The sequence below is a fragment of the Adhaeribacter aerolatus genome (assembly GCF_007991635.1).
GTDB classification, from domain to species: Bacteria; Bacteroidota; Bacteroidia; order Cytophagales; family Hymenobacteraceae; genus Adhaeribacter; species Adhaeribacter aerolatus.
In genome coordinates this window covers 20,326-47,325 of sequence record NZ_BJYS01000005.1, presented here as the reverse complement: position 1 = coordinate 47,325, position 27,000 = coordinate 20,326, and the positions used below count along the sequence as shown (strand labels likewise).

The 27,000-nt window shown below is 45.0% G+C and carries 25 protein-coding genes; 15 read left to right on the top strand and 10 right to left on the bottom strand.

The features are described 5' to 3' along the window. The first annotated feature begins 3 nt into the window (after window positions 1-3). Together AAE02nite_RS05020 and AAE02nite_RS05015 are read left to right on the top strand one after the other, a co-directional pair. The gene (locus tag AAE02nite_RS05020) at window positions 4-963 is read left to right on the top strand and encodes a CPBP family intramembrane glutamic endopeptidase (protein ID WP_146895546.1); all 960 of its coding nucleotides are present in this window, start codon (window positions 4-6) and stop codon (window positions 961-963) included. 49 nt (window positions 964-1,012) lie between these two features. Beyond that, window positions 1,013-1,843: a phosphatidate cytidylyltransferase gene (locus AAE02nite_RS05015; protein ID WP_146895543.1), complete on the top strand. Its 831-nt coding sequence runs from the start codon at window positions 1,013-1,015 to the stop codon at window positions 1,841-1,843. Here the strand turns inward: AAE02nite_RS05015 and AAE02nite_RS26200 are convergent. Beyond that, window positions 1,826-1,972: a hypothetical protein gene (locus tag AAE02nite_RS26200; RefSeq protein WP_170252517.1), complete on the bottom strand. Its 147-nt coding sequence runs from the start codon at window positions 1,970-1,972 to the stop codon at window positions 1,826-1,828. The genes AAE02nite_RS05015 and AAE02nite_RS26200 overlap by 18 nt on opposite strands. A gap of 91 nt (window positions 1,973-2,063) precedes the next feature. Here AAE02nite_RS26200 and AAE02nite_RS05010 point away from each other — a divergent pair, with 91 nt between their 5' ends. Next, the gene (locus AAE02nite_RS05010; RefSeq protein WP_146895541.1) at window positions 2,064-2,747 is read left to right on the top strand and encodes a phosphatidylserine decarboxylase family protein; all 684 of its coding nucleotides are present in this window, start codon (window positions 2,064-2,066) and stop codon (window positions 2,745-2,747) included. 162 nt (window positions 2,748-2,909) lie between these two features. Here the strand turns inward: AAE02nite_RS05010 and msrC are convergent, their stop codons facing one another. Together msrC and ribD are read right to left on the bottom strand one after the other, a co-directional pair. Continuing rightward, a complete protein-coding gene (msrC, locus tag AAE02nite_RS05005; RefSeq protein WP_146895539.1) occupies window positions 2,910-3,392 on the bottom strand; it encodes a free L-methionine (R)-S-oxide reductase MsrC in 483 nt (160 codons plus the stop codon). A gap of 37 nt (window positions 3,393-3,429) precedes the next feature. Then, window positions 3,430-4,497 (bottom strand): bifunctional diaminohydroxyphosphoribosylaminopyrimidine deaminase/5-amino-6-(5-phosphoribosylamino)uracil reductase RibD, encoded by a 1,068-nt coding sequence (gene ribD / locus AAE02nite_RS05000; protein WP_246150801.1) that lies wholly within the window; start codon window positions 4,495-4,497, stop codon window positions 3,430-3,432. 56 nt (window positions 4,498-4,553) lie between these two features. Between ribD and prmC the strand changes: the two genes are divergently transcribed. From prmC to rfbA, 6 genes are all read left to right on the top strand, one after another. Beyond that, window positions 4,554-5,417, top strand: coding sequence for a peptide chain release factor N(5)-glutamine methyltransferase (gene prmC / locus AAE02nite_RS04995; protein WP_146895537.1), 864 nt, complete (start codon window positions 4,554-4,556; stop codon window positions 5,415-5,417). Between the two features lie 258 nt (window positions 5,418-5,675). Beyond that, window positions 5,676-6,968 (top strand): nucleotide sugar dehydrogenase, encoded by a 1,293-nt coding sequence (locus AAE02nite_RS04990; protein WP_146895534.1) that lies wholly within the window; start codon window positions 5,676-5,678, stop codon window positions 6,966-6,968. A 45-nt stretch (window positions 6,969-7,013) separates the two neighbouring features. Beyond that, window positions 7,014-8,051 carry a UDP-glucose 4-epimerase GalE gene (gene galE / locus AAE02nite_RS04985; RefSeq protein WP_146895532.1) on the top strand — a complete coding sequence of 346 codons (1,038 nt, stop codon included), beginning with the start codon at window positions 7,014-7,016 and terminating at the stop codon, window positions 8,049-8,051. Between the two features lie 3 nt (window positions 8,052-8,054). After that, window positions 8,055-9,101 (top strand): dTDP-glucose 4,6-dehydratase, encoded by a 1,047-nt coding sequence (rfbB, locus tag AAE02nite_RS04980; protein WP_146895530.1) that lies wholly within the window; start codon window positions 8,055-8,057, stop codon window positions 9,099-9,101. A gap of 122 nt (window positions 9,102-9,223) precedes the next feature. Beyond that, the gene (locus AAE02nite_RS04975; protein ID WP_146895528.1) at window positions 9,224-10,231 is read left to right on the top strand and encodes an SDR family oxidoreductase; all 1,008 of its coding nucleotides are present in this window, start codon (window positions 9,224-9,226) and stop codon (window positions 10,229-10,231) included. Between the two features lie 144 nt (window positions 10,232-10,375). Then, window positions 10,376-11,263 carry a glucose-1-phosphate thymidylyltransferase RfbA gene (rfbA, locus tag AAE02nite_RS04970; protein WP_146895526.1) on the top strand — a complete coding sequence of 296 codons (888 nt, stop codon included), beginning with the start codon at window positions 10,376-10,378 and terminating at the stop codon, window positions 11,261-11,263. 131 nt (window positions 11,264-11,394) lie between these two features. Here the strand turns inward: rfbA and chrA are convergent, their stop codons facing one another. After that, complete coding sequence (gene chrA, locus AAE02nite_RS04965) at window positions 11,395-12,567, bottom strand: chromate efflux transporter (protein ID WP_146895524.1); 1,173 nt, start codon at window positions 12,565-12,567, stop codon at window positions 11,395-11,397. A gap of 316 nt (window positions 12,568-12,883) precedes the next feature. After that, on the bottom strand, window positions 12,884-13,864 hold the full coding sequence (locus AAE02nite_RS04960; protein WP_146895522.1) for an isopenicillin N synthase family dioxygenase: 981 nt from the start codon (window positions 13,862-13,864) through the stop codon (window positions 12,884-12,886). Between the two features lie 106 nt (window positions 13,865-13,970). Between AAE02nite_RS04960 and AAE02nite_RS04955 the strand changes: the two genes are divergently transcribed. Then, window positions 13,971-14,840 carry a hypothetical protein gene (locus tag AAE02nite_RS04955; RefSeq protein ID WP_146895520.1) on the top strand — a complete coding sequence of 290 codons (870 nt, stop codon included), beginning with the start codon at window positions 13,971-13,973 and terminating at the stop codon, window positions 14,838-14,840. 162 nt (window positions 14,841-15,002) lie between these two features. Then, the gene (locus AAE02nite_RS04950; protein ID WP_146895518.1) at window positions 15,003-16,580 is read left to right on the top strand and encodes an OmpA family protein; all 1,578 of its coding nucleotides are present in this window, start codon (window positions 15,003-15,005) and stop codon (window positions 16,578-16,580) included. Between the two features lie 225 nt (window positions 16,581-16,805). Here AAE02nite_RS04950 and proS read toward each other — a convergent pair whose 3' ends face one another. Then, window positions 16,806-18,281 (bottom strand): proline--tRNA ligase, encoded by a 1,476-nt coding sequence (proS, locus tag AAE02nite_RS04945; protein WP_146895515.1) that lies wholly within the window; start codon window positions 18,279-18,281, stop codon window positions 16,806-16,808. Between the two features lie 182 nt (window positions 18,282-18,463). Here proS and AAE02nite_RS04940 point away from each other — a divergent pair, with 182 nt between their 5' ends. Continuing rightward, a complete protein-coding gene (locus AAE02nite_RS04940) occupies window positions 18,464-19,897 on the top strand; it encodes a hypothetical protein (RefSeq protein WP_146895513.1) in 1,434 nt (477 codons plus the stop codon). A gap of 25 nt (window positions 19,898-19,922) precedes the next feature. Continuing rightward, the gene (locus tag AAE02nite_RS04935; protein ID WP_146895511.1) at window positions 19,923-21,374 is read left to right on the top strand and encodes an OmpP1/FadL family transporter; all 1,452 of its coding nucleotides are present in this window, start codon (window positions 19,923-19,925) and stop codon (window positions 21,372-21,374) included. A 130-nt stretch (window positions 21,375-21,504) separates the two neighbouring features. On the opposite strand, the gene AAE02nite_RS04930 is transcribed toward AAE02nite_RS04935, so the two are convergent. Continuing rightward, complete coding sequence (locus tag AAE02nite_RS04930) at window positions 21,505-22,377, bottom strand: hypothetical protein (RefSeq protein WP_146895509.1); 873 nt, start codon at window positions 22,375-22,377, stop codon at window positions 21,505-21,507. Between the two features lie 247 nt (window positions 22,378-22,624). Then, the gene (locus tag AAE02nite_RS04925; protein ID WP_146895506.1) at window positions 22,625-23,413 is read right to left on the bottom strand and encodes an SDR family oxidoreductase; all 789 of its coding nucleotides are present in this window, start codon (window positions 23,411-23,413) and stop codon (window positions 22,625-22,627) included. A 229-nt stretch (window positions 23,414-23,642) separates the two neighbouring features. Between AAE02nite_RS04925 and AAE02nite_RS04920 the strand changes: the two genes are divergently transcribed. Next, on the top strand, window positions 23,643-24,173 hold the full coding sequence (locus AAE02nite_RS04920; protein ID WP_146895504.1) for a 3-hydroxyanthranilate 3,4-dioxygenase: 531 nt from the start codon (window positions 23,643-23,645) through the stop codon (window positions 24,171-24,173). 145 nt (window positions 24,174-24,318) lie between these two features. Then, window positions 24,319-24,732, top strand: coding sequence for an OsmC family protein (locus AAE02nite_RS04915; RefSeq protein WP_146895502.1), 414 nt, complete (start codon window positions 24,319-24,321; stop codon window positions 24,730-24,732). Window positions 24,733-24,820: 88 nt separating this feature from the next. Here AAE02nite_RS04915 and AAE02nite_RS04910 read toward each other — a convergent pair whose 3' ends face one another. Then, window positions 24,821-26,119 (bottom strand): DUF4302 domain-containing protein, encoded by a 1,299-nt coding sequence (locus AAE02nite_RS04910; RefSeq protein WP_146895500.1) that lies wholly within the window; start codon window positions 26,117-26,119, stop codon window positions 24,821-24,823. A gap of 32 nt (window positions 26,120-26,151) precedes the next feature. Beyond that, on the bottom strand, window positions 26,152-26,994 hold the full coding sequence (locus AAE02nite_RS04905; protein WP_146895498.1) for a zinc-binding metallopeptidase: 843 nt from the start codon (window positions 26,992-26,994) through the stop codon (window positions 26,152-26,154). Between the last annotated feature and the right edge of the window lie 6 nt (window positions 26,995-27,000).

The window sequence follows — 27,000 nt, the reverse complement described above, 5'->3', positions numbered from 1 at the left end:
CCCATGAAAGGTTTCATTCCGCAAAATATGCATCCTGTTTATTATATTATTTTGTTACTGGTGTTTATGCTGGGAGGCTTTTTTGTAGGTAATTTTATTTCGTTGGCAGTGCTGTATGGCTTTTTTAATTACGGTTTGCAGGATTTGGCCAACGTGGTGCAGAACCCGGCCGATTACCCCAACGGCAAAATAGCGGTTAATTTATTTCAGGGTATTTCACATTTCTGCGCGTTTACCCTGGCTCCGGTGATGCTATTACTGGCGATGGGGTTTAACCTGCGGCGGTACTTATCGCCGAAGTGGCACGTGCCGGCCTTGCTGTTTTTGCTTTCGGCTTTACTCATTGTGGTTATAATGCCGGTTAACTCCTGGTTTATAGATGTTAACAGCAAGATGGATTTGCCCGATTTTTTGCACGGTTTTGAGCTGTGGGCGAAAGAAAAAGAAGAGACTTTAAAAGCCTTAACCAATTATTTAACCAAGTTCGATTCGGTAGGTGAATTTATACTGGGTATGATAATATTTGCTTTAATTCCGGCTATCGGCGAAGAATTGGTGTTCCGGGGGGTAGTACAGAAGCAGCTTATCCGGTGGTTTCAGCAGCCGCACGTAGGTATTTGGGTAACAGCTATTATTTTTGGGGCTATTCACATGCAGTTTTACGGGATGCTGCCCCGCACTTTGTTAGGCGCGCTGCTGGGATATTTGTACTGGTGGTCGGGCAATATTTGGGTGCCTATTGTGGGGCATTTTATAAACAACGGCTTTACCGTGCTGCTTATGTATTTGCTCCAGCGCAAAATTATTACCTACCAGATAGACACCGAAGAGGCCATGCCCATCCAAACCATTATTTTTTCCGTTATTGCCACCATTGGCTTGCTGTATTATTTGCGGCAGCAATTTAAAACGGTGCCGGCTGCCTCCGGAACTGCCCCTACCGAAACAAATACTATTTTTTAAAATTATTTCGTGCCTAAAACCGGTTATAAAAATACCTAAACAGTTATTCATGAGTTTTAAATCAGCTAATTTATCAAACCTGCAGTTACGTGTATTAACGGGTATTTTGGGCGGCGCAGTTTTTATCGGTAGTATCTGGTTTAACGAGTGGACTTTTGGCGCATTATTTCTGGGCCTGACGGTTTTAGGAATGCTGGAGTTTTATAAAATAATAGCCGCCCGGGGTTTCGAACCAAATCATAATATAGGCTTAATACTGGGTGCTGGTTTGTACGTGCTGGTTTTCCTTATTCAGAAAGAGTTCATAGCCGCCTCGGTATTATTTGTGCTGCCACCGGTTATGTTGCTGTGTTTGGTAGCCGAGCTTTACCGGAAAAAGCAGCAACCTTTTATAAATATTGCCCTTACCCTGCTGGCTGTAATGTACGTAGCCATGCCCTTTACCCTGCTTATTTTATTAGGTTTTCCCGATGATTATTACAGTTGGCACATTATTCTGGGTACTATTTTTTTAATATGGGCAGCCGATACTGGCGGATATATTTTTGGCCGAACTTTTGGCCGGACTAAATTATTCGAGCGCATTTCGCCGGGCAAAACCTGGGAAGGCTGGCTGGGCGGTACGCTGCTTTGCCTGGGGGTAGCTTATTTGCTCTCTTTATATTTTCAGGATTTAGACTTAGCTGCCTGGATAGGCATTGGCCTAATCGTATCGGTGTTTGGCGTAATCGGCGATTTAGTAGAATCGATGCTGAAGCGCAGTATGCAGATTAAAGACTCCGGTAGTTTGCTGCCGGGCCACGGCGGTATTCTGGACCGGTTCGATAGTTTACTCATGATAACACCTTTTGTGGTGGCATTTTTAAAGGTATTTCATTGAAACAGCTAAATATTTCGTAATTGTTTCGCGCACTTTCAGACCCGGCTGGTCTGCATCTTTTATGCGCCGGACAAAGTAAACCAAGCCTGCTAAATACAACGGCGGCACAAAGTCTATTTTAAAATTCATATTTTACCCTTTAATTTGCGTGCCGGTACAGAATATTCTAACTATTTAGGTAGGATATCACGTTTATAAGGAGCGGGTTAACCAAAGTTACATGAAAATTCACAAGGAAGGACGCAGGATATTACTATTTACCTTGCTCGGGCTTTTAGTCGTAAATCTGTTACTGTACCAGTTTAATGCCATCCACGTTACCTTTAATAAAATATTTTCGGCCATTTCGGTTATTGTTTTCCTGCTATTGCTGCAGTTTTTCCGCAGCCCTTTCCGGAATTTAATCCTGCACGAAGATTTAATTATTGCGCCTGCCGACGGCAAAGTAGTTGTAATTGAAGATGTGCACGAACCGGAGTTCTTCAACGATGTGCGCAAGCAGATATCGATTTTTATGTCACCGATAAATGTGCACATAACGCGCAACCCGGTGGCCGGCGTGGTTAAATATTTTAAATATCACCCGGGTAATTATTTTGTAGCCTGGCATCCTAAATCGAGCACCAAAAACGAACGCACTACCGTGGTGGTTTCCTCTACCGCCGGCCCCGATATTTTATTCCGGCAAATTGCCGGGGCTATGGCCCGCCGCATTGTGTGGTACGTGAAAGAAGGCGACGAAGTATCGCAAGGCGAAGAATTTGGGTTTATAAAATTTGGCTCGCGGGTAGATGTTTTTGTACCCGTTGATACCGAAGTTAAAGTTAACATTGGCCAGAAAACCAAAGGCGGGCAAACCGTTATTGCCCAAATAAAAACCGAAACCGGCTCTTTCTTTGGGTAGCGTATTCGATGGTTCGATATTCGATATTTGAATATTCGGTATAATATGTAAGATTAGAAGTTGAGTGGTTTATTGGTTAAATCGCTAATTTTATCAGAAGAATTTCTTTAGATAGCAAGTTTCCAAAGCGAACATCTAATATCGAACAATCGAAAATCCAATCTAAAACCAACTAACCATTAAATCGGCGAGCCGCTCCAGGTATACTTTATCGGTTTCGTCAAAATCATTCAGTTTATCGCTGTCTACGTCCAGCACCATTTTAACTTCACCGTCTTTTAGCACGGGCACTACAATTTCAGATTTAGAATCGCTGCTGCAGGCAATATGGCCCGGAAAAGCTTCTACATCGGGTACCAGAATGGTCTTTTTGCGGGTATAACTGGCCCCGCAAACGCCTTTGTGAAACGGTATGCGGGTACAGGCTACTGGTCCCTGGAAAGGCCCCAACACCAACTCGCCTTCTTTGGCCAGGTAAGCGCCAACCCAGAAAAAGCCCATACTATATTTTAAAGCGGCCATTACATTAGCCAGGTTGGCCGTCTGGTCGGTTTCGCCGGTTACCAGCGCTTCTATCTGGGGCAATAAGGCCTGATATTTTTCTTCTTTCGTTAAAGTATTATCTATTATTATTGATTCTGCCATTTTATTATTAATAAATTATAAAACATCTAACCAGGTTTTATTCTTCTCCGGCTATGGGCAATTTAACCTGACTATTTGTGTAAATGAATAACTTGTCGGTGGCAACGGGGCTTAAGTGTTTTAAAAATGCTAACGGCAGCGTAGGAGCCGCTACGCCCGCTTCTGCCAAATGAAAGTTGCTTTTAAATACGTAGGCTTCATCCCACAAACCGGTCCGGATAAAACTGTTCAGCAACACCGCCCCGCCTTCTACCAAAACGCCATTTAGCTGGCGATTGTATAAATCTTGCAGCAAGGTGGGCAGCAATGCTTCTCTTTCGTCTAGTTTAACCTTTTCCAGGTTAGGTAAAGTTTCCTGTTTATTAAAATTATAAACCAGGGTAGGCTGGCTTTGGTTGAACAAATTTAAATGCCCGGGTAGTTGCAAATATTTATCCAGAACTATTCGGGTTGGGTTCTTGCCGCTCCAGGCACGGGTATTTAGCTGCGGGTTGTCTAGCAGGGCAGTGCGGGTTCCTACCATAATTGCCGGTAATTCGGTTCGCCATTTGTGCACCAACTTTTTAGATAAATTATTCGAAATATTAAGCTGCGTGCCATCGGTTTTGCCAATAAAACCATCAGCAGTTTCGGCCCACTTCAGAATAATATAAGGTCTTTTCTGGGTATGAAAAGTAAAAAAGCAGCGGTTCAGATGCAAACCTTCCTCCTCTAACAAGCCCACGTGTACCTGGCAGCCGGTATCTAATAATTTACGAATACCGGCTCCTTTTACCAGCGGATTGGGATCGGTATTGCAAATAATTACATCTTTCACCCCGTGTTGAATCAATAAATCGGCACAGGGCGGCGTTTTGCCGTAGTGGGAGCAAGGTTCCAGGGTTACGTAAATCCGGCTGGCCGGCAGCAGGCTTTTATCCGCTACGGCATTAATCGCATTAACCTCGGCATGTGGTCCGCCGTATTGCTGGTGCCACCCTTCGCCAATAATTTTGTTTTCGTGCACAATTACGCAGCCTACCATTGGGTTGGGCGCAACCTTGCCCTGGCCCAGCAATGCCAGTTCCAGCGCGCGGCGCATAAATATTTCGTCGGAGGATGTCACTTAGCTTCTTTATTTTTACAAAAATATAAAAGGTATCAGGATACCTTAAATTCCGCGTGAAAAATATCCAGGATTTGATTAGCCATATTCGTACGGCTATCGGTAATATTTACGAAAAACCAGAGGCCGATGCCATGGCGATGCAGGTAGCCGAACACGTGCTGCAGCTTTCGCGGTTGCAGTTAAGCACCGAACGTCAACGTCCGGTAAACGAACAAACCTGGACCGATGTTGAAAAGATTATTCTCCGTTTACAACAGCAAGAACCACTGCAATATGTTTTAGGCACTGCTCATTTTTATGGCCTGGAACTGGAAGTATCGCCCGCTGTTCTTATTCCACGGCCCGAAACCGAAGAGCTGGTAGATATTATCATCAAAGAAAATAATGCTTATCAGAACTTAACGGTTTTGGATATTTGTACAGGCAGCGGCTGCATACCGATAGCCCTAACGGCCCACCTGAATACCCAAGCGGTGTACGGTTTAGATATTTCGGAACCTGCCTTGGCTGTGGCCCGGCAAAATGCGCTAAAATACCAGCAATCCATTACCTGGTTACACCACGATATTTTAAGCGGTACGTCGGATTTTCCGCCTCAAAGTTTGGATATTATCGTGAGTAACCCGCCTTATGTGTTGCAGCAGGAAAAAGGGTTGATGCGCCAGAATGTACTTAGTTTTGAGCCTCATCTGGCCCTCTTTGTGCCCGACGAGGATGCCCTGCAATTTTATAAACAAATTGCCGGGCAGGCATTATCCTTGCTGAAGCCAACCGGTGTTTTATATTTCGAAATAAACGAAAACAAGGCGGCTGAGCTTAGCTTTTTATTGCAGGAACTTGGCTACGGAGAAGTTAAGGTGATAAAAGACATGTTTGGTAAAGACCGTTTTACGCGGGCAATTATTAATAGTATTTAATTCAGATGCTTTAATTTCCGGATAAACCTATAAATTTGCGTGCCGAAACAGATAATCAGATTATTATACTTCGATTCTTTTTCCGGAAATTTAAATTAGTTAAGATTAATAAATAAAAAAATAGCAGTTCGCCGATTAAGAGAAATATTAGCCCGGATACAATGGTTGTCTATTTTTAGAACACTTGTTTATAAACCGACAAGGCATAACTTAAGAGGTATTAAGCAAGCGTGAACAAGTTGAATAAAAATTTTTTCTGTGTACGATAAATTAATTAAGAAAGAAGCCACCTTAGCGGTGATAGGGTTAGGATACGTCGGGCTGCCGATTGCGCTGGAATTTGCCCGCAAGATAAAGGTAATTGGTTTTGATATTAACCAAGCCCGCGTAGAACTGATGCGGCAAAACGTAGACCCAAGCGGGGAACTGGAAGCCGAGGCCTTTGCCGGTTGCGATATAACCTTTACCCATAGCTTGGATGAGTTGCGGGAAGCGCAGTTTTTTATTGTAGCGGTGCCTACCCCCATTGATGAACACGCCATGCCGGACTTAAAACCCTTAATTGGCGCTTCCACCACGGTAGGTAAGGTATTAAAGCCCGGCGACTATGTGGTATACGAATCTACGGTTTACCCCGGCTGCACCGAAGAAGATTGTATTCCCATTCTGGAAGAGCATTCAGGCCTGCGGTTTGGTCCGGACTTTAAAGTAGGCTATTCGCCGGAGCGCATTAACCCCGGCGATAAAGAGCACACGCTGGCTAAGATTGTGAAGGTTGTGTCGGGCTGCGACGAGGAGTCTCTGGACAATATTGCCAAAACCTACGAGCTGGTAGTAACCGCCGGTATTCACCGCGCTTCTTCGATTAAAGTAGCCGAAGCCGCTAAAATCATCGAGAATACGCAACGCGATGTGAATATTGCCTTGATGAACGAACTCTCGCTCATCTTCGACCGCATGAAAATAAACACCTACGAAGTGCTGGAAGCCGCCGGTACCAAGTGGAACTTTCTGAAGTTTTCGCCCGGCCTGGTGGGTGGTCATTGCATTGGTGTAGACCCGTATTACCTGACCTACAAAGCCAAAGAGCTGGGCTACGATGCCAAAGTTATTTTGAGCGGCCGCACCACCAACGACAACATGGGCGCGTACATTGCCAAGAAAACCGTGCAGTTGATGGTGAAGCAAGGCAAAGACATTTCTAAATCCAAAGTGCTGGTGATGGGGGCTACGTTTAAAGAAAACGTAGAAGACATTCGCAACTCCAAAGTAGCCGATGTAATCAATGAGTTAAAAGGCTTTTCGGTGAATGTAGAGGTAGTAGACCCGTTTGCGGACTCAGCCGAACTGGAGCACGAGTACGGCTTCGGCCTGGTAGCAGAGCCGGCCAACGACTATGATGCCGTGATTGTAGCCGTGAACCACCGGCCGTACACCAATCTGGAGCAGGCTTATTTTGAATCTATCACCCAGGACAAGGCCGTCTTTATTGATGTAAAAGGTATTTACCGCGATAAAATAAACAGTAAACTAACCTACTGGAGTTTGTAGAAATAATGTGCTGATTTTTACAAACTCCGGATAAAAAGATAAACGTTGGAAACAAAAGGTAAAATATTGGTAACCGGTGGCGCCGGTTATATCGGCTCACACGCCGTCGTAGAATTGTTTCAGGCTGGTTACGAGCCGGTAATTATCGATAACTTCGTTAACTCCCAGGAATCGGCGTTAGCTGGTATTGCTTCTATTCTGAACATCGAGGTGCCCTGCCATCGCATCGACTGTACCGATGTGGCCGCCTTGCGCGAAGTGTTCCGGAAAGAAGGCAATATTGACGGAGTCATCCACTTTGCCGCTTTTAAAGCCGTAGGCGAATCGGTGCGGGAGCCGCTGAAATATTACCATAATAACGTTGGTTCCTTAGTAGCCTTGCTGCAGGTAATGGCAGAATTTGGAGTTGCCAACCTGGTGTTTTCATCATCTTGTACGGTATATGGCGTGCCTGACCAATTACCGGTAACCGAAGAGACGCCGGTTAAAAAAGCAAACTCACCGTACGGCAACACCAAACAAATTTGCGAAGATATTTTAACCGATCTGGCTAATAGTGGCGGCAGTAAAATCCATACCATTGCCCTCCGGTATTTTAACCCAATTGGGGCGCATTCATCCGCTAAAATTGGTGAGTTGCCACTGGGCGTTCCTAATAACCTGGTACCATTTATTACCCAAACCGCCATTGGCATTCGCGAAAAATTAACCGTTTTCGGAACCGATTACGATACCCCGGACGGCAGCAATATCCGCGATTATATTCACGTAGTAGATTTGGCCAAAGCGCACGTAGTAGCCATCGACCGGTTGTTAGCAGGCAAAGCGCAACAGATCGAAATGTTTAACATTGGTACCGGCCAGGGAAATTCGGTGCTGGAAGTAGTGAAAACCTTCGAAAAAGTATCGGCCCAGAAGCTTAATTACGAAATCGGGCCGCGCCGGGCCGGCGATGTGCCTAAGATTTACGCCGATGTAACCAAAGCCACCCAGGAACTAGGTTTCAAAACCGAATTGGGCCTGGAAGAAGGCTTAGCCAGCGCCTGGCAATGGGAGCTTTATCTGCAAAAGAATAAAAAATAATACATGAAGATAGTAATTACCGGTGGTGCCGGTTTTATTGGTTCGCACGTGGTGCGGTTGTTTGTAACTAAATATCCCGCGTATCAGATTTATAACCTGGATAAACTCACCTACGCCGGCAACCTCGAAAACCTGCGCGATATAGAAGCGGCGCCAAACTATACTTTTATAAAAGGCGATATCGTAGACGCTGATTTTATTAACAGCTTGTTTCAGGAACACCAGTTTGATGCTGTTATTCATTTAGCCGCCGAATCGCACGTGGATCGTTCTATAACTGATCCGCTGGCCTTTGTTTTTACCAACGTAATCGGTACGGTTAACCTCCTTAATGCCGCCAAAAATAGCTGGAAAGATAACTTTGCGGGGCATGTTTTCTACCACGTGTCTACCGACGAGGTTTATGGTTCTTTGGGCGAAGAAGGCATGTTTACCGAAGAAACTTCTTACGACCCGCGTTCGCCGTACTCTGCTTCTAAAGCCAGTTCGGACCATTTCGTGCGGGCTTACTACCATACTTATGGCTTGCCAGTAAAAGTATCTAACTGCTCTAATAATTACGGACCTAATCATTTTCCGGAAAAATTAATACCGCTGGCGATTAATAATATTCAGAACGGCCGGCCGGTGCCCGTTTACGGCAAAGGCGAGAATGTGCGCGATTGGTTGTATGTAAAAGATCATGCCACGGCCATTGATGCCGTATTCCACCAAGGCCAGGTTGGCGATACCTATAATATTGGCGGTGTAAACGAATGGAAAAATATTGACCTCATCCGGTTACTATGTGATACAATGGATGAAAAAACCGGCCAGGAAAAAGGTACTTCGCAAAAACTAATCACGTTTGTAACCGATCGGGCCGGCCACGATTTGCGCTATGCCATCGACTCTTCCAGAATAATGCGGGAACTGGGCTGGCAGCCGTCCGTAACGTTTGAAGAAGGCCTTTCTAAAACCGTGGATTGGTACTTAGAAAATAAAGAATGGCTGCAAAACGTAACCTCCGGTAGTTACCAAGCCTATTACGAACAGCAATACACCCGATAATAAATTATGAATTAGAAATGATGAATTATAAATGTGCAAAATTGAATCTGCCTTTTAATAATCCATCATGTAAAATTTTCTAATTCATCATTTCTAATTTCTAATTCATAATTAAAGTAATAGTGTACGAGAAGCCATTTCATCAAGCGTCTTTAAAAAATAAATCATTTCTGATAACTGGCGGAGCCGGATTTATTGGCTCTAATTTAGTAGAATACCTGCTGAAATACGAGGCTGGTAAAGTCCGGATATTAGATAATTTATCGAACGGTTTTCGGAAAAATATTAAGTCTTTTCTAGATAATCCGGCTTTTGAAGTAATCGAAGGCGATATTCGCGATGTAGAGGTTTGTACCCACGCTTGTGCCGGAATAGATGTAGTGCTGCACCAGGCAGCTTTGGGCTCGGTACCCCGCAGTATAAAAGACCCGGTTACCACTAACAACGTAAATATTGGTGGTTTTGTAAATATGCTGCTGGCCGCCAAAGACCAGGGCGTAAAACGCTTTGTCTACGCGGCTTCCTCGTCTACTTACGGCGACAGCAAAGCCTTGCCGAAGGTAGAGGAAAATATTGGCAAGCCCTTATCGCCGTATGCCGTTACCAAATATGCCAATGAGTTGTATGCCGATGTGTTTGGCAAAACTTACGGCATGGAAATTATTGGTTTGCGCTATTTTAATATTTTTGGGCCGCGCCAGGATCCGAACGGTGCTTACGCCGCGGTAATTCCGCTGTTTATCGATGCCGTGCTGAAAGGCAATTCGCCGCGCATTAACGGTGATGGCGGCCAAACCCGCGATTTTACTTTTGTAGAAAATTGTGTGGAGGCTAATATCCGGGCCGCGTTGGTGCAGAACCCCGAAGCCATAAACCAGGTTTATAATATTGCCGTAGGCGACCGCACTTCTCTAAACGATTTGTTTAATATTTTAAAAGAAGAAGCCGGTTCGGATATTTCGCCGGAATACGGGCCAGACCGGGCGGGTGATATCCGCGATAGCTTGGCCGATATTTCAAAAGCCCAACGGCTGCTGGGTTACGATCCGCAAATCCGGATTAAAGAGGGTTTGCAGATAACCTTGGATTGGTTCCGGAACAATCAGGCTTTTATTTACAACGAGAGATAATGGTTGAATTGCTGAATAGTTAAATGGTTCCTGGAAATACGGGATAACAGGTAAGAGAAATTAGTACACTTCTTCAACCTTCCAGCAATTTAACCATTCAACAATTCAGTAATTCAACCATTTAACCATCAACAATTAAATAGCATGAAAGGTATTATTCTGGCTGGTGGCTCCGGCACCCGATTACACCCTTTAACTCTGGCGGTAAGCAAGCAACTAATGCCGGTTTACGACAAGCCCATGATTTATTATCCATTGTCTATTCTGATGATGGCCGGCATCCGGGAAATATTAATTATTACCACGCCGCACGACAATGAATCGTTTAAAAAGTTGCTGGGGGACGGCAGCAGTTTAGGATGTAATTTCCAGTACGCTATTCAGGAGAAACCAAATGGTTTGGCTCAGGCTTTTGTAATCGGCGAAGAATTTATCGGACCCGATAAGGTGGCTTTGGTGTTGGGCGATAATATTTTTTATGGCGCAGGCTTAGCTAAACTGCTGCAAAGTAACAACAACCCCGATGGTGGCGTGGTGTATGCTTATCATGTAAACGACCCGGAACGTTACGGGGTAGTAGCGTTCGACGAAAACCAGCAAGCCCTTTCGATTGAAGAAAAACCCAAACAGCCTAAATCCAACTACGCGGTGCCGGGCTTATATTTCTACGATAACGAAGTTGTGCAGATTGCCAAAGAACTGCAGCCTAGCCCGCGGGGTGAGTACGAAATAACCGATGTAAACCAGGAATATTTGCGCCGGGGTAAATTAAAGGTGGGTATTTTAGGGCGTGGAACCGCCTGGCTCGATACCGGTACCTTCGACTCGTTGATGCAAGCGGGTACTTTTGTACAGGTGATAGAAGAGCGGCAAGGCCTTAAAATTGGTTGTATTGAAGAAATTGCTTACCGCATGGGCTTTATTGATGCCGAACAGTTACGAAAAATAGCGGTTCCGCTGGTAAAAAGCGGCTACGGCGAATATTTGCTCCGGTTGCCGGATGATAAAATAGTAGAGCGGACAGAATTTTAGGCTGTACTATATGAAGTTTGAAAATTAAAGAGCGGCTGAAGAAGGTCGCTCTTTTAGTTTACAAGGTAGAAAAGATCCATTCCTGGACAGCCAATATAAATAAGAGAGATTTAATGCGCTGCCAAAAAGCCTTATTGAATAATTACACCCGCCAGAATTCCTGTAAATATTAAAGCATAAGGCGGAATTTTGCTCCAGAGCAGGAGGGAAAAAGTGACGATGATGATGCCAATATTCAGGAAAGAAGACTCAATTGGGTGGAAAAGTAGTAATGCCGCCGCGCATACCATGCCGGAACTAACGGCATTTATGCCTTCTAACGAAGCTTTAATGAAGCGGTATTTTTTAAGCTCCTCCCAAAACCTGATTATAAAGAAAATTAAAAAAGTACCGGGTAAAAAGATGCCGGTAGTGGCCACAAATGAACCTAGTAGCTGCCCCCAGAAACCGTAACTGCGCATAGCCAGGGTACCAATATAAGTACAAAAAATGAAGGTAGGTCCCGGAATCGCCTGCGCCAAAGCATAACCCGACAAAAATTCCTGGGAAGTTAAATAACGCTTAAATTCTACAAATTCGGTGTACATGAGCGGAACCAGTACCTGTCCACCCCCAAAAATAAGGCTGCCGTTCCGGTAAAAGTTCTCGAACAACCGAATGGGCAACCAACGGGTAGCGCCCCCCAATGCGGCCGCAAAAATGAGTACTGCACCGAATAAAATAAAATTGCTCCAGTCTATTTTTAGCTTTTTGTTTTGCTCTTTCGGGTGTTTTCTAAACCGCAAGGAAGTAGTAAAAGCGCCGGCAATTAACAAAGCCGGAAAAACCCACGGCGAATTGAAAAAATAAGATATAACCGCCGAAACCACCATTAACAAAATACTGGTTTTGGTGGCAATTACTTTGGTGCTTATCCGGTAGGCCGCAAAAGCCACAAACCCCACAGCTATGGGCTGAATAAACCGGAGAAAATGGAGCGAAATATTATGCCGGGTTAGGTAAGTCATGGCTAACCCTACGGCGGTCATGAACAGGGCAGTAGGGGTAATCCAGACGAGCAGGGTAAGATAGGCCAGATTGGCGCCGCCTACCCGGTACCCAATAGCCGTTAAAGTTTGGGTAGAGGTTGGGCCGGGTAATATCTGACACAGCGCATTTAATTCTATTAGTTCTTTTTCGGTAAGATAACGGCGCTTTTCTACCATTAACTTAAGCATCATGGCAATGTGCGCCTGCGGCCCGCCAAAGGCGGTAAGGGCTAGTTTTAAAACATCTTTCAGGAAAATATAATGTCTGAGGCTCAAACTAACTGGGTGGTTATTAGATACGCGTTGTTCGAGAGTCGTTATTTTCATAGCTACCTGCTTGATGCCTGAAGATATAATTTTGCTTTAAACAGACCTGGTTAAAGACTTGGTATTGAAGTAAGTAATTTCTGCGGCTAATTAAAACTAAAATTTAAATTTTTATTCATAAACTACTTTTAGTTAGCCGCTGAGGTAGTATTAAATAAAATAACCAGGTTTAAAACGTTACCTGTTTGGCAAAATTCTTAAACCTGGTTATTTTACTAATAATCAACGAGCTTCAATGATTGTTAAGCTTCCGGCAGAAGATAAACTACTTTTTATTTTTAAGTAAACCCAGTTCAATCAACCTTTCAGTTAAGAAATCGCCGGCGGTAATGTCGGTGTAAGCCTTTGGGTTTTCGGCGTCTATGCAGCTTTCCAGGCAAGATAAATCCATTTCGGAGCGTGGGTGCATAAAAAACGGTATGGAGTAACGCGAGGTGTGCATGAGTTCACGCGGCGGATTTACCACCCGGTGGATGGTTGATTTTAACTTATTATTCGTGTGGCGCGACAACATATCGCCTACGTTTACCACAATTTGTTCTGGTAAGGCCGTAATGGGTATCCATTTGCCGTCCCGGCGCAATACCTGTAGGCCATCGGCACTGGCACCCATTAATAAGGTAATCAGGTTTATATCGCCGTGTTCGGCTGCCCGCACGGCATCGGCTGGTACACTGTCGGGATCTGCAATCGGGAAATAATGAATCTGGCGCAGAATGCTGTTCCCGTGATGCACCTTATCATCGAAATAATTTTCGGGCAGGTCTAAATAAAGGGCAATAGCCCGCAGCATATCCTGGCCGGCCTTCTCGAGTGCTCTATAGGCCGTAAGGGTAGTTTCTTTAAACCCCGGTACCTCGTCGGGCCAGATATTAGCCGGATAGTTTTCGGCTTTTAGTTCGGCGGCGGACAATTCCTGGCCCACATGGTAAAATTCTTTTAAATCGCCGGTGTTGCGGCCCTTGGCGTGCTCTTTTCCTTTACCAATATAGCCGCGCTGACCGGCTAAATCCAACCGCTCGTATTTTTGTTTTATTTCGTCGGGTAAGGAAAAGAATTTTTTAACCGCATCGTATAAATCTTTGGTAAGTGTATCGCTTAAGCCGTGGTTGCGAATGGCCACAAAGCCAATGCTCTGGAAAGCTTCGCCTAAGTCCTGCACAAATTTATTTTTCTTCTCCGCATCGCCCGATGTAAAATCATGCAAGTCCAGCGAAGGTATTTTTTCTACTAACTGGTCGTTCATATCGTATACTTATTTATAACCAAAATATTGGGGGAAATAAACCCTGCAAGTTACCAAATTTTATAATTTTGATTTACTGTTTAACCTTTATTAACGTTACCAAACTATGAAGAAACTAATGATTTTTGCCGCCATCACGGCCGCGGTCAATTTTACAGCCTGTAATTCGGGCAACAAAGGGCAAACCGAAGCCGAAACGACTGAAACCGAACAAGCGGCTGGCGAAGGAACAGCTACTGATACCTCGGCAACCGGTGGTACCGGTGCGGTAATGGAAAAGAACGGACTAAAAGTTTATTCCTTTGATACCTCACCCAAGTTTCCGGATGCTGACCTGGATTTGGAAGAACCAGATGATGATAGCAAAGTGCCGTCCGGCGAAGTTAAATTTGTTTACGAACTAAAAAATTACCAATTAACTGCTCAAACCACCGAAGGGCCGGCGCACCTGGATCATGCTAACTCCAAAGAAGGGCAGCACATCCATAATATTGTAGATAACGAGCCGTATACCGCGCATTACACTACTACTTTTACCAAACCCGTAAAAGATGGCAGTCACGTAATATTATCTTTCCTGTCGCGCTCTTATCACGAAAGCTTAAAGCACAAAGATGCTTATGACTTGCGGGTAGTTAATGTAGGAAATAGTACTACCGGGCCGGGTGCTAACTTTGATGATGACGGAAAGCATCTGTTCTATAGCCGGCCGAAAGGTGATTATACGGGTAATGATACCAAAAAAGTCATGTTGGATTTTTACCTGGTAAATACCGACTTGTCGGATAATGGCGATAAGGTAAGAGCCACTATAAACGGCACTGAATTTATTTTGAACCAGTGGCTGCCTTATACCATTGAAGGTTTGCCAATGGGTGAAAATACAATTAAACTGGAGTTAATAGATAAAGACGGCAAGGTTGTGCCCGGTCCGTTTAATACCGTAGAGCGTAAATTCACGTTAAAAGCTTCTTAACATTTGCTTTGTTTTTGAAGGCTTTAAGTCAGGTAAATTTGGATTTAAATTATAAATTTGGGTTTGCCTGGCTTTTTTCATTTTTTAACTAAATTAATATTTAAAACCTCTTGTTTAAACTGAAAATAAATTCATACTTTTAGTATTATTTTAATTTCAGTTATGTGGTATAAAAAATTTACACTTGTAGCTTTTCTATTCTGCTTGGCCTTTTGGGCCCAGGCGCAAGACCCCGAAATAGGTGTTAAAGAGGTAATTGGGTACGATTCGGTGTTGCAAAACCTGGGGCCGGCCATTAACACCCGCTTTACCGAAGTACGGCCGGTTATTTCGCCGGATGGCAAAACTTTGTACTTTGCCCGGCAATTCTTCCCCAAAAACAAAGGGGGGCAGCAAGACGAGCAGGATATCTGGTATTCTACCCGGTCTAACACCAAAGAACAAAAATGGTCGGAAGCCCGCAGCCTCGGTTCGCCGGTTAATACCGCTGATCCTAACGGCGTTTGTGCGGTAACGCCCGATGGCAACTCATTGCTGCTGATAAATAATTACAACCCGGATGGCTCTATGGTGATGGAAGGCGCTTCGATTACTACCCGTACTAAAAAAGGGTGGAGCCTGCCGGCCAAGGTTAATATTTTGAATTATTATAACACCAATAAAGAAAACGTAGATTATTTTCTGTCGAACTCCGGTAAAATTTTGCTGATGGCCATAGAGCGCGAAGAAAGTGTAGGAGAATTGGACTTATTTGTGAGCTTTCAGCAAAAATTTGGCGTTTGGACCAAGCCCTTAAATTTAGGTAAACAAGTAAACTCCGGTAAAGCCGATTTTGCACCTTTCCTGGCAGCCGACGAAAAAACCCTTTACTTTGCTTCGGAAGGCCACAAAGGTTTTGGGAAAAGCGATATATACTATTCTAAGCGTCTCGACGACACCTGGCAGAACTGGTCCACGCCCGTAAACTTAGGACCAAACGTAAATACCCCCGACTGGGAGGCTTATTATACCGTATCGGCGGCTGGTACCGATGCTTACCTGGTATCCTCAAAAGAAGGCACCCAAGGCTCGCGCGATATTTTCCGGATTGCTACTAAAGAACGGTTTAAACCGGAGGCGGTAATATTGGTAACCGGTAAAGTAATAGATAAAGCAACCGGTAAGCCCATTGATGCCAAAATTGTGTATGTAGAATACCCGAGCGGTAAAGAAATCGGGACGGCCCGTACGAACCCTAAAGACGGTAGTTACACCATTGTATTGCCCAAAGGTACCAAATACGGCTACCGAGCCGAAGCCGAAGGTTATATTGCCATGAACGAAGAAGTGGATGCCATCGATACCAAGGCTTATAAAGAAGAATCGAAAGACCTGGAACTGGTAGCGAAAGAAGTGGGCGGAAAACTTAACCTGAAAAACCTGGTATTCGACCGGGGTAAATACGATCTGCTGGAGAGCTCCTTTACTGAGTTGAATTTGCTGGTGCAGCACATGAACGATAATCCGACCATGGAAATAGAAATCCAGGGTCATACCGATAACCAGGGTGATGCCAAATTAAACCTGCAATTATCGCAGAACCGGGTTAATGAGGTGCGGAAATATTTAATCGATAAAGGAATTGACAAGAAGCGGATTCGGGCCCGTGGTTACGGTGGTTCCAGACCGATTTACAGCAATGCGAAAGAAGAAACCCGGAAGCTGAACCGCCGCGTGGATTTCGTGATTCTGAAAAAGTAAGTTCGCGTGCATTTTTAGTATGATATAATTTTGCTATCCATGGGCTGGTGCCTGACAGTTAATGAAATTGCAAGCTTTGGGTTCCGGCCTGTGAGGGCCCAGGCCGGGGAGTAGCAACTAAAGAAGTCAGTCTATTAGGTACAACATAAAAAAGGCGCTGAAAATATTTTCAGCGCCTTTTTTATGTTGTAATACTTTTTATCTGCTACCTGGTACCAAAGTTCATCAATAAGCCCTTGCGAAATAGACCCGGCGGGCCGATGGTTTACCGGTAACCATGCAGGTGCCCTCTTCTGGTTGGGTATCTAAAGCAATGCAGCGGATGGTTGCTTTGGTTTCTTCTTTAATGCGCTCTTCGGTTTCGGAGGTACCGTCCCAGTGTGCCAATACAAAGCCACCTTTGGTATCCAGTACTTGTTTAAACTCGTCGTAAGAATCTACTTTGGTGGTATTTTCTTCCCGGAATTTAAAAGCCTTCTGGTAAATATTAGTCTGAATTTCTTCTAATAATGCTTCTATTCTGTTCTCGATATTTTCCAGGGAGTAAGCAGCTTTTTCTTTGGTGTCGCGGCGGGCTACTTCTACGGTGCCGTTTTCTAAGTCGCGGGCACCAATGGCAATACGTACCGGTACACCCTGCAACTCGTATTCAGCAAATTTCCAGCCGGGCTTTTGGGTGTCACGATTATCGAATTTTACCGAAATGCCTTTGGCTTCCAGGGCTTTTTTAATTTGTATCGCTTTTTCGCTGATTTGCTGTAGTTGCGTATCGTTAAAAAATACCGGCACAATTACTACCTGAATAGGCGCTAATTTAGGAGGCAATACCAAACCATCGTCATCGGAGTGCGCCATAATCAGCGCGCCCATTAAGCGGGTACTTACGCCCCAGGACGTGCCCCACACGTACTCCAAACCGCCTTCTTTGGTGGCAAACTTTACATCAAAGGCTTTGGCAAAATTCTGCCCTAAAAAGTGTGAAGTACCGGTTTGTAAGGCTTTGCCATCCTGCATCAAACTTTCGATGCAATAAGTTTCCAAAGCGCCCGCAAAACGCTCGTTGGGGGTTTTAATACCTTTTACTACGGGCACGGCCATAAAATTCTCGGCAAAGTCGGCGTATACATCCAGCATCTGCTCGGTTTCGGCAATGGCTTCCTCGGCAGTAGCGTGGGCGGTGTGGCCTTCCTGCCACAAAAATTCGGCTGTACGCAAAAATAAACGGGTACGCATTTCCCAGCGTACTACGTTAGCCCACTGGTTAATTAATAATGGTAAATCGCGGTACGACTGAATCCAGCCTTTGTACGTGTTCCAGATAACGGTTTCGGAAGTAGGCCGCACAATCAGTTCTTCTTCCAGTTTAGCATCCGGATCTACGATTACACCGCTGCCGTCCTCGGCATTTTTTAAACGATAATGAGTAATTACCGCACATTCTTTGGCGAAGCCTTCTACGTGGCTGGCTTCTTTGCTAAAAAAAGATTTAGGAATAAACAGCGGGAAGTAAGCATTGGTGTGCCCCGTTCTTTTAAACATATCATCGAGTACCCGCTGCATCTTTTCCCAGATAGCATAACCATACGGTTTTATTACCATACAGCCGCGCACCGGCGAGTTTTCGGCCAGGCCGGCTCTTTTCACCAATTCGTTGTACCACAGAGAGTAATCTTCGCTTCTTTTAGGCAAGCTTTTGCTCATTTTTATTCTTATATTTGTAGTATATTAAACCTTATAGGTTTGGTACAAGTTTTGCTATATAAAAACAAATATTAGTTGCACCAATCCGGGGCAAAATTACGTTAATAAATAGATAAACCGTTACCTGGAGGCGCGATTGTCTTTAAATTTTGTTCCAGGTATATTACATTATCAGCAAGGCCATGAAAAATATAAACAAATTTCTTTTGATACCCGCGTTTGCGGCCCTGGCAATTGGTTGCAGCAGCCCCGTCGCTTTTCAGTCTTCTGAATACGACGATGTTTATTATGCCTCTACCGATAAAACCGTAATTCAGGACCAGGTAGTGGCTTCTGCTGCTACGGAAGTAGCTGATGAACAAATGGTAGTAGAAGAGAATGCGGTACCAAATCCGGAATATTCGGAGAAGAACAGCGGTACTGGTTACAGCTCCCGCGATTATGCCAATACAGAAGATTATTACTCTGATGATTACCTGTATTCTTCGCGGCGTTATGCCCCTTACCGGTCGGGCTTATCTTATTACGATTTAGCCTACCCCGATTATTCGTGGTATAACCGCAATTCGTATATGTACGGTCGGTCTCCGTTCTACGATCCGTTTTATTCTTCCTACTCTTATTACGATCCTTTCTACAGCCCTTACTACGATTACGGCTTTAGAAATCCACGTATTTACACGGGTTTAACTGTTGTAATTGGCCGGCCTTATTATGGTGGCTTCTACGGCGGATATCCGTATTATGCGGGTTACGGCGGCTTTAACCGGGGCTGGTACGGTGGTGGTGGCTATAACCGTTATTATGCCAATAGCGGCTGGTACCGGAACGATACCAATAATGCTACAAAAGTACAGTATGGTCCGCGTCGCGACCGAAGCGTAGTGCCTGATGGTAATGCTGGTACCAATACTGGTGCCCGTCCGCGGGGTGATGCCGGCCGGGTAGCACCAGGTGGTGGCGGCGGTGTGGTAGCTCCCGGCGATAACCGCGGCGGCCGTCCGGCCAATGCCGATGTTCGCTCTACCCGTGCCAGATCAGCTGGTAATGCAGATACTGCGCCGGATGTGAATGGCAGCCGGAATACTTCTCCGGATATGGCCCGGCCAACTGATTCTCCCGAAAGAGCTACCCGGGTAGGTCGTCAGAGCCGGAGCGCTGAAAATGCCGAAAATCTCGTTGAAAGTCCAGCTGACCGTACGGTTCAGCCAAACCTGGAGCGGGAGCGTCCGGCACGCCGGTCGAGGGTTGAAACCAACGATTATAACTTCCCGGATCAGCCGACCCGTAGCGTGGAAGAACGCCCATCTGTTCGTCCGCAGCGTAGAGAGCGCAGCACCGAGGGGTATACCCCGGAAACTACCCAGCCACAACAACGCCGTGAGTATGAGCCGCAGCGTATGGAGCGCCAGGAACGCGTACGGGAACCTTACCAGGCTCCTCGCCAAGAACGGACTTATGAGGCGCCCCGCCGGGAAAGAACGTATGAGGCACCTCGTTACGAGGCCCCTCGTACTTACGACCAACCCAGCAGCCGGCCTTCTTCGGGCGGTAGCAGCAGCGGCAGCGATGGTGGAAGTAGCAGCGGTGGCCGTGGCGGCCGACCCCGGAACTAATTAGTTACGTTTAGCTTAAATTAACATGAAATCGATTAATATTTTAACCGGACTGGCATTGCTTTGCCTATCCGGTACCGCAATGGCCCAAAACGAAAACGATGCTTTACGCTATTCCCGATTAGGAATTAGTGGTACGGCCCGGGTGCAGGGAATTGGCGGTTCGCAAGCAGCTTTGGGCGCCGATGCCGGTAACTTAGCCGGTAACCCGGCAGGTCTGGGTCTTTACCGTCGATCTGAATTTACGTTTAGCCCCGGTATTCAGTTTGGCAATACCAAAAGCACCGTAGATGGTGCCAGTTCGGTAGATCAGCGCCAGAACCTGAACCTTGGGCAATTAGGGGTAGTATTTGGCCGCCGCAAGAGCGATGGTACCGAAGGTGCCTGGCGCGGTGGTTCTTTTGGAATTGGTTTTGCCCGCCAGCAGTCGTTCCACAATAAGTTTAATTACCAGCGCGCCGCCAGTGGGGCTACTATTGTTGAATCGCTGGCCGAAAGTGCTAACAAGTTTGGCATTGGGCAAACTAACTTCGAAAACCGTGAAGGTTTGGCATACGAAACGTACCTGATTAATTACGATGAGGATGCAAAAGAATATTATGCTACTAATCGCTTAGGAGTGGTGCAGCAGTCAGAAGATGTGTTGAGCCAGGGTGCGCAGAACCAATGGGATTTTGCCTATGGCGCCAGCTACCGCGATAAATTGTTCCTGGGAGCCTCTATTGGTTTATCAACCATGCGTTACAACCAGGTTAGCACTTTTAAAGAATCGGAAAATAATAGTACTACGGTGTTTCATAACCTGACCTTGCGGGATGAGTTTACGACTACCGGTAACGGAATTAATGGCCGTTTAGGGATAATATTTAAACCAAACGATTTGTTGCGGGTAGGAGCCAGCTTTCAGACTCCAACCTATTATGCCATGAACGATTCTTACCAGACTTCTTTGCAGGTGCAGGAGCATGAATCGCACAACGTTAGTACCGACCCCGGTGAATACAGTTATAACTTAACTACGCCCATGCGCCTGAACGGGGGCGTGGCTTTTATTCTGGGTAAAAACGGCTTTATTTCCGGCGACCTGGAATACGTAGATTACAGTAAAGCCCGGCTAAACGACGAAACGGATAGTGGTGAATTCCGGGATGAAAATAATAAGATAAGTACTTTATTTAAACCTGCCGTAAACTTTAAAGTAGGAGCCGAAGGCCGCTTTGATATTTTCCGGTTACGGGCAGGTTATGCGCTTATGGGCGACCCTTACGAAAACAGCGCTTTTGACCGTAAGCAATCTTTTATTACCGCCGGCGCGGGCATTCGGCAATCTGGTTATTTTTTAGATGTGGCCCTGGTTAATTCATCGGCCAATTCAGTTTACTCGCCATACACCCTTAACAATGTATCCGAACAGCCGGTAGTAAATACTAAGAACCGTTTTAATAATTTATTATTTACGGTAGGCTTAAACTTTTAAGAATATCAGGTAATTATAAAAAAGGGAACCGCTATTTAGCGGTTCCCTTTTTTATAATTCGAGTTAAAATCTTCCGGCTTTCTCTTTAGGTAAATAAAAGAAATACAGTACTTGAGCTTTAACCTGAATTTTACTTCTGCGTTTTAACTTCGTAGCGCATCCGCACCAATACCGAATCTTTTAGCTGGGCATCAAAAGCCTTATCGAAGCTGGTAATCCGGATGAGACCGGATTTTGAGCCGGTTTTGAAAGCCAATAACTGGTTTTTCTTTAAATCAGGCAGTTCCTCAACCAGCGCCGCATTACTGGTGGCAAATGCATTGACCAAGGCTTCTTCTGTCCGGGTATCACTAAAGTCGGCGGGAGAAAGCGCTGTGGCTCTAAACCGAATGCCAGAACCCGGCATTGCCTGCAGCGAAATACTTTCATCGGTCTGCTGCTTAAAATAAAAGTCAACTTTGGCTTTGATAACCGGATTGTTTTGGACGGCATAACCCGGGTAAGTTGTACCATCATGTAAAGAAAAATACCGCAGATTTTCGACCGCCGATTTTTGGTAAAAATAGCTGGAATAGGTGTAAAAAGGTTGCCGCGGAATATTACTGGAGGTAGTAGTAAGGGTATATTTTCGGCGGTAAACGGCATTCTTTTCGTCGGAAATGGTAAAAGCCCAGGTTTCTTTGCCGGGCACATTACGGGTGGCAAAAGTGAAAAACATACCAAATTCCGGCGCATTTAACGTCGAGTCCAGGTAAATAAGCGAATCCGGGCCATTATCGTAAGTGCAGGTAATTCTAAAGTTTTTTAAGGCATTGCCCGAACCGGTTTCGGCATAAACCGAGGTAGATACAATATTGCCGCCGGTTACCGATTGGTTACCTGCAATTAAACCAGTACCGGTTGCAAATAGCAGCCGGGTGCGCGGTTCGGGGGCATCGCAGCCGGCCAGAAACAGCCCAACATAAGTTAACAATAACAGAAAAAAAGCAGGTTGTAGGCGCATTGATAAATTAATTACTTCTGGAAGCTGAATTATTAAAGGCTAAACGAAAAGTATGTAAAATTAGCTTATGTGCAGCTAAAAAGCTTGCCCTTAATAAAATCTTCCGTTAGCGTATTTAGCCTCCGTTACAAGTAAATAAGCATGATGGTACCTGCCTAGTGGCAGCGGGTTGGTTGCAGACTGGCATAATATTAGTTAGTTTATCAGATACCCAACGCTTAAAATTTCTGTACTTAAGCTAAGCTCTCTATAAACTGCTCACGCGTCCGCCATCTACCTGAATGCTTACCCCATTAATGTAAGCCGCCCCCGGAGTCGCTAAAAAAGCCGCTGCCGCCGCTACCTCTTTCGACTCGCCAAAGCGGCCGGCCGGAATATTCTGTAACATATTGGCTTCAATTTCTGCTACTGATTTACCTGTCTTTTCGGCCCGGGCCTGAATTAAAGATGTATGGCGACCGGTAACTGTGGCCCCCGGCAACACATTATTTACGGTTATCCCAAAGGCAGCTAATTCAAAGGATAATGTTTTGGCCCAGTTGGCCACGGCTCCCCGCGTGGTATTTGAAACCCCCAGGCCCGGAATCGGCTGCTTTACTGAGGTAGAAATAATATTAATAACGCGGCCATAATTGGCTTTTTTCATCAGCGGCACTACCGCTTGTACCAGCAGGTGGTTGCAAAGCAAATGGCTGGCAAAAGCCGCCTTGAAATCTTCGGGTTTAGCTTCCAGAATAGGCCCACCCGCCGGCCCGCCCGTGTTGTTTACCAAAATGTGCACAGCCGTTTTTTGCTGCACATACTGTTGTATCTTCTCGGCCAGTACTTCGGGTTGGGTAAAATCGGCACAAATATAGTCGTGCTGCTGGCCCTGGCTGGTGTCTAGTTCGGTTAGTGTAGCTTTTAGCTTTTCTTCGTTGCGGGCAATCAAGGTTACCGAAGCGCCCAGTAAGGCTAATTCTATAGCAGTGGCTTTGCCAATGCCCTGGGTACTGCCGCAGACGATGGCTTGTTTCTGGCTTAAGTTTAAATCCATGCCTAAATTTAGTCGTTATTCATTAATCGTTGTTCGTTATCCGCAAATAAGTAGTTAAGCCTAATCTTATTTTTATCTCCTCAAATAAAACAGATTATTAGGGTAAAGTTTTGTGTAATTGATAAATGCTTTTTTATACTTTTAGCCGTATAAATTAGCTTGCTATAAAAACAGTATCTCTTTGGTAAGTGCCAACCCGGTTTACGAACCACGATTAACGAACAACGCTATGATAACCAGACCTTTTAATTTTCAGAAGTGGATTGACGAACACCGGCATATTTTAAAGCCCCCGGTGGGCAATGCCCAGGTATTTAAAGACAACCAGGATTTTATTGTGATGGTGGTGGGCGGCCCCAATTCGCGCAAGGATTTTCATTACGACGAAGGCGAAGAATTTTTCTACCAAATTCAAGGCGATATTAATGTACGGATTATAGAGGACGGCAAGCCCGTGGATGTACCGGTTAAAGAAGGCGAAATATTTCTGTTGCCGGCCAAAGTACCGCATTTACCACAACGGCCCGCTAATACCATCGGCCTGGTAATTGAGCGCTACCGGCAACCCGGCGAGCAGGATGGATTCTTGTGGTTCTGCGAAAATTGCGGTGAAAAGCTGTACGAAGAATATTTAGAGGTAACCGATATTGTGAAGCAATTACCCGAGGTAATGAATAAATTTTATGCTTCGGAAGAAAAACGAACCTGCAAAAACTGCGGTACGGTAATGGAACCGCCTCAACCCCCTAAGGCAGAATAACTAAAGCTTTATACAGTATTGGTGCTTGGGTTCAAACCCTAACAATTGAAATTATATTGCCTGCGGCATTGTTATAAGCATGATTTAAGCCGAAAATATTAATTTTGCCGGCATAATCATATCCTGATACTTAACACGGATTAATATGAAAGTAGAATTGAGGCGCGTAAACGAAGCCTTTCATTTTGAAGCAGTAGGTACCGCTGGCGTACCCGTACATATAGATGGTTCGCCGGACATTGGGGGCGAAAATGCTGGTGCCCGGCCTATGGAAATGATATTGATGGGCTTAGGCGGTTGCAGCGCCATTGATATTGTGCTGATTTTGCAGAAGCAGCGGCAGGTAATAGAAGATATGAGTATTAGTATTGAAGGCGAGCGCGTTCCCAACGAAACGCCTTCGGTTTTTAAAAATATTCATGTACACTATAACTTTAAAGGCGACCTGAACGAAGATAAAGTAAAGCGGGCCATTGAACTTTCGATGGAAAAATATTGCTCGGTAACGGCTATTTTAAATAAAACCGCCGTGATTACCCATTCTTTCTCGATTAACTAAGGTTGTTCTTGATAAAATAAAAAACAAAAAAGCTCCTGGTGTTAAACCGGGAGCTTTTTTGTTTTAATAGTATAGGGAGGAATATTTTTTACCTGTATAAATTAATCCAGGATTTACCATCGCTGGCACTTACCAGGTCAACGCCATATTGCGTTGTAACTACATAAAAGCCTTGGGTATTCGTCCATAAGGCAATGGTTGGGGTCATGATGGCTTCGACACCGGCGGGCTGCGTACCCACCGTTCCCAATAAAGTATAAACAATACGGCCATCGGTAGTTAACCTTGATGCGGCGGCTGGTCCGAAAAGTGTTAATTGACCACTAGTAGGATTTTGGGTAACCACTCCAAATATGTCGTAAGATTGTCCGTTAGAAGTGCCGTATTTAGGCCAGAAGGCAACAAAATAAAAATTGGTGATAGAAGAAACCTTATAAGCATCAGGTACGCCGTTTACCGTAAATCCGCTTTCGGCAACTAAATAATCGTCGCCGGTAGCGTTAAAAAAGCTGCGGGCGGCCTCTACATCTATTCTGGTAGGCCGGGCCGACTCCTGAATATTGCCGGCTACGTTATTAACCGTAAAACTAATGTTCCGGTTGGTAGCATTGTACTGGATGGCATTAAGACCAGTAATATTTAATCCGCCTACAGCAAAAGGAGTTAAAAAAGTAATACCGGTTTCGGTATAATAATAATCGGTGGTAAAGGTCTTGGCAGTTGTTCCTTCAAAATAGGTAAAGGTAATTTGCCGCAGGTTTGTATCTACCGAAATATCGTAAGAGGAGTTGCCAATAACTAACTTTTTGAAATAGGTAGCGAAGTTGTTTATACTTTCAAAGGTCTTAACTTTTTCGGCTATTCTTTTAATAAAATTATCGGCCTCATCTTTGGTGGCCTTGGTTAAAATCAGCCGGCTGCCCTGCAAATTTCCGGTTAAAGTAATGGCTTCGGGCGTAACAGATTCAAATGAAAATTCAAAATCCGAATATTTTCCGGCACCTACCTCTCCATTGCTCTTACTGGGGTCCGGGTCGGCTAGAATATGCATGTAGTTGTAGGTGTCGAACAGCAAGGCCGGGCGCTGCATGGCTTTTAAGCGGTAGGTGCTTTCCAGAGCAGTAGCAGCCGAACTGGCATTCATATCGCTCAGCATCGACAGGCGATCGTTGGCGTTAAACTTAATATAAAAGCTGTAGGCCGCGCCACCATCCGGGTACAAAACCGCTTTCCAACCGTTTTCGGCACCAACCAACTGGTTCTTGTAATCGGTCAAGGTTTTATTCAGCCGCTCATCGGGTTTTTCGCCTGGGGCAATCTCTTCTTTTTTATCACACGCCGACAGCAGCATTACTACCAGCAGACACAAGTGAAATATTCTTTTCATGTTAATTATTTTTTCAGACTTTCCGGTGGCTTCTACAAGGCGTTAATAGCGGTCTGGGTTCTGGTTTGCAAAGCGTAAAAATCTATATTCCAGGCTTCTTTAAAGTAGCGCACCACCAGTTCTTCTTTTCTTCTTAAGAGCGGGCGGGCTGTTTCCGGAGCACTGCTTACAATGTTATTAAAACCAGTGCGGCCTTCTATCAGCATTATCGAAATCATTTCTACAAAATCATCGTCGGGGTTACTGCGGGCGTATTCGGTTATGTAGCCGCGGGAACGGGCCTCCGCCAAAGAAAAATCGTTCCAACTGGCGGTATAATCGGTAGTAACCCTTTTATATTCTTCCGGATACATAATGGTTTGGTGTAAGATGTGGCCAAACTCGTGGTGGATGGTGTGCAGCATTTGCTTAACCTCATCTTTCTGCTTTTTATCGAAATCATTTACCACGTACAATACAATCTTGCGGCCACCCTCAGCGGTACCCAGGGTAATGGTACCGTTGGAGTTGTAAGAAGCGCTGCCCACCAGTACAAATTGTTTCGGCGATAATTTTTTGATGAAATTAGGTCCGGCTTCCAGGTTATAAGGTTCTATCCAGGTGCTTTTAATAGTTTCCATTACCGGAATAACCTTGTCTTCGCGGGGTGGCGAAAGTACCCGGCCCAGCGCCAGTTCGTAGCGGTCGAAGCGGTATTTTACTTCTATATTGTAAGGGCTTACATAATTCTGATCCAGCCAGTTATCTACAGGCCCTTTAACCCAGGTTTCCCCTCCTAAACCAACCAGATCTGTGTCCAGATTTTCTTTTTCCGTGCAGGCCGTTAGCAGGCTAAACCCCAGAAATACAGCCAGTATTTTATAATAATTCTTCATCGTGTT

Excerpts from the sequence above, each read along its gene's own strand:
- AAE02nite_RS05020 (WP_146895546.1), top strand. The coding sequence starts at position 4 with ATGAAAGGTTTCATTCCGCAAAATATGCATCCTGTTTATTATATTATT.
- AAE02nite_RS05015 (WP_146895543.1), top strand. The coding sequence starts at position 1,013 with ATGAGTTTTAAATCAGCTAATTTATCAAACCTGCAGTTACGTGTATTA.
- AAE02nite_RS26200 (WP_170252517.1), bottom strand. The coding sequence starts at position 1,972 with ATGAATTTTAAAATAGACTTTGTGCCGCCGTTGTATTTAGCAGGCTTG.
- AAE02nite_RS05010 (WP_146895541.1), top strand. The coding sequence starts at position 2,064 with ATGAAAATTCACAAGGAAGGACGCAGGATATTACTATTTACCTTGCTC.
- msrC (WP_146895539.1), bottom strand. The coding sequence starts at position 3,392 with ATGGCAGAATCAATAATAATAGATAATACTTTAACGAAAGAAGAAAAA.
- rfbB (WP_146895530.1), top strand. The coding sequence starts at position 8,055 with ATGAAGATAGTAATTACCGGTGGTGCCGGTTTTATTGGTTCGCACGTG.
- rfbA (WP_146895526.1), top strand. The coding sequence starts at position 10,376 with ATGAAAGGTATTATTCTGGCTGGTGGCTCCGGCACCCGATTACACCCT.
- AAE02nite_RS04960 (WP_146895522.1), bottom strand. The coding sequence starts at position 13,864 with ATGAACGACCAGTTAGTAGAAAAAATACCTTCGCTGGACTTGCATGAT.
- AAE02nite_RS04955 (WP_146895520.1), top strand. The coding sequence starts at position 13,971 with ATGAAGAAACTAATGATTTTTGCCGCCATCACGGCCGCGGTCAATTTT.
- AAE02nite_RS04950 (WP_146895518.1), top strand. The coding sequence starts at position 15,003 with ATGTGGTATAAAAAATTTACACTTGTAGCTTTTCTATTCTGCTTGGCC.
- proS (WP_146895515.1), bottom strand. The coding sequence starts at position 18,281 with ATGAGCAAAAGCTTGCCTAAAAGAAGCGAAGATTACTCTCTGTGGTAC.
- AAE02nite_RS04940 (WP_146895513.1), top strand. The coding sequence starts at position 18,464 with ATGAAAAATATAAACAAATTTCTTTTGATACCCGCGTTTGCGGCCCTG.
- AAE02nite_RS04935 (WP_146895511.1), top strand. The coding sequence starts at position 19,923 with ATGAAATCGATTAATATTTTAACCGGACTGGCATTGCTTTGCCTATCC.
- AAE02nite_RS04930 (WP_146895509.1), bottom strand. The coding sequence starts at position 22,377 with ATGCGCCTACAACCTGCTTTTTTTCTGTTATTGTTAACTTATGTTGGG.
- AAE02nite_RS04925 (WP_146895506.1), bottom strand. The coding sequence starts at position 23,413 with ATGGATTTAAACTTAAGCCAGAAACAAGCCATCGTCTGCGGCAGTACC.
- AAE02nite_RS04920 (WP_146895504.1), top strand. The coding sequence starts at position 23,643 with ATGATAACCAGACCTTTTAATTTTCAGAAGTGGATTGACGAACACCGG.
- AAE02nite_RS04915 (WP_146895502.1), top strand. The coding sequence starts at position 24,319 with ATGAAAGTAGAATTGAGGCGCGTAAACGAAGCCTTTCATTTTGAAGCA.
- AAE02nite_RS04910 (WP_146895500.1), bottom strand. The coding sequence starts at position 26,119 with ATGAAAAGAATATTTCACTTGTGTCTGCTGGTAGTAATGCTGCTGTCG.
- AAE02nite_RS04905 (WP_146895498.1), bottom strand. The coding sequence starts at position 26,994 with ATGAAGAATTATTATAAAATACTGGCTGTATTTCTGGGGTTTAGCCTG.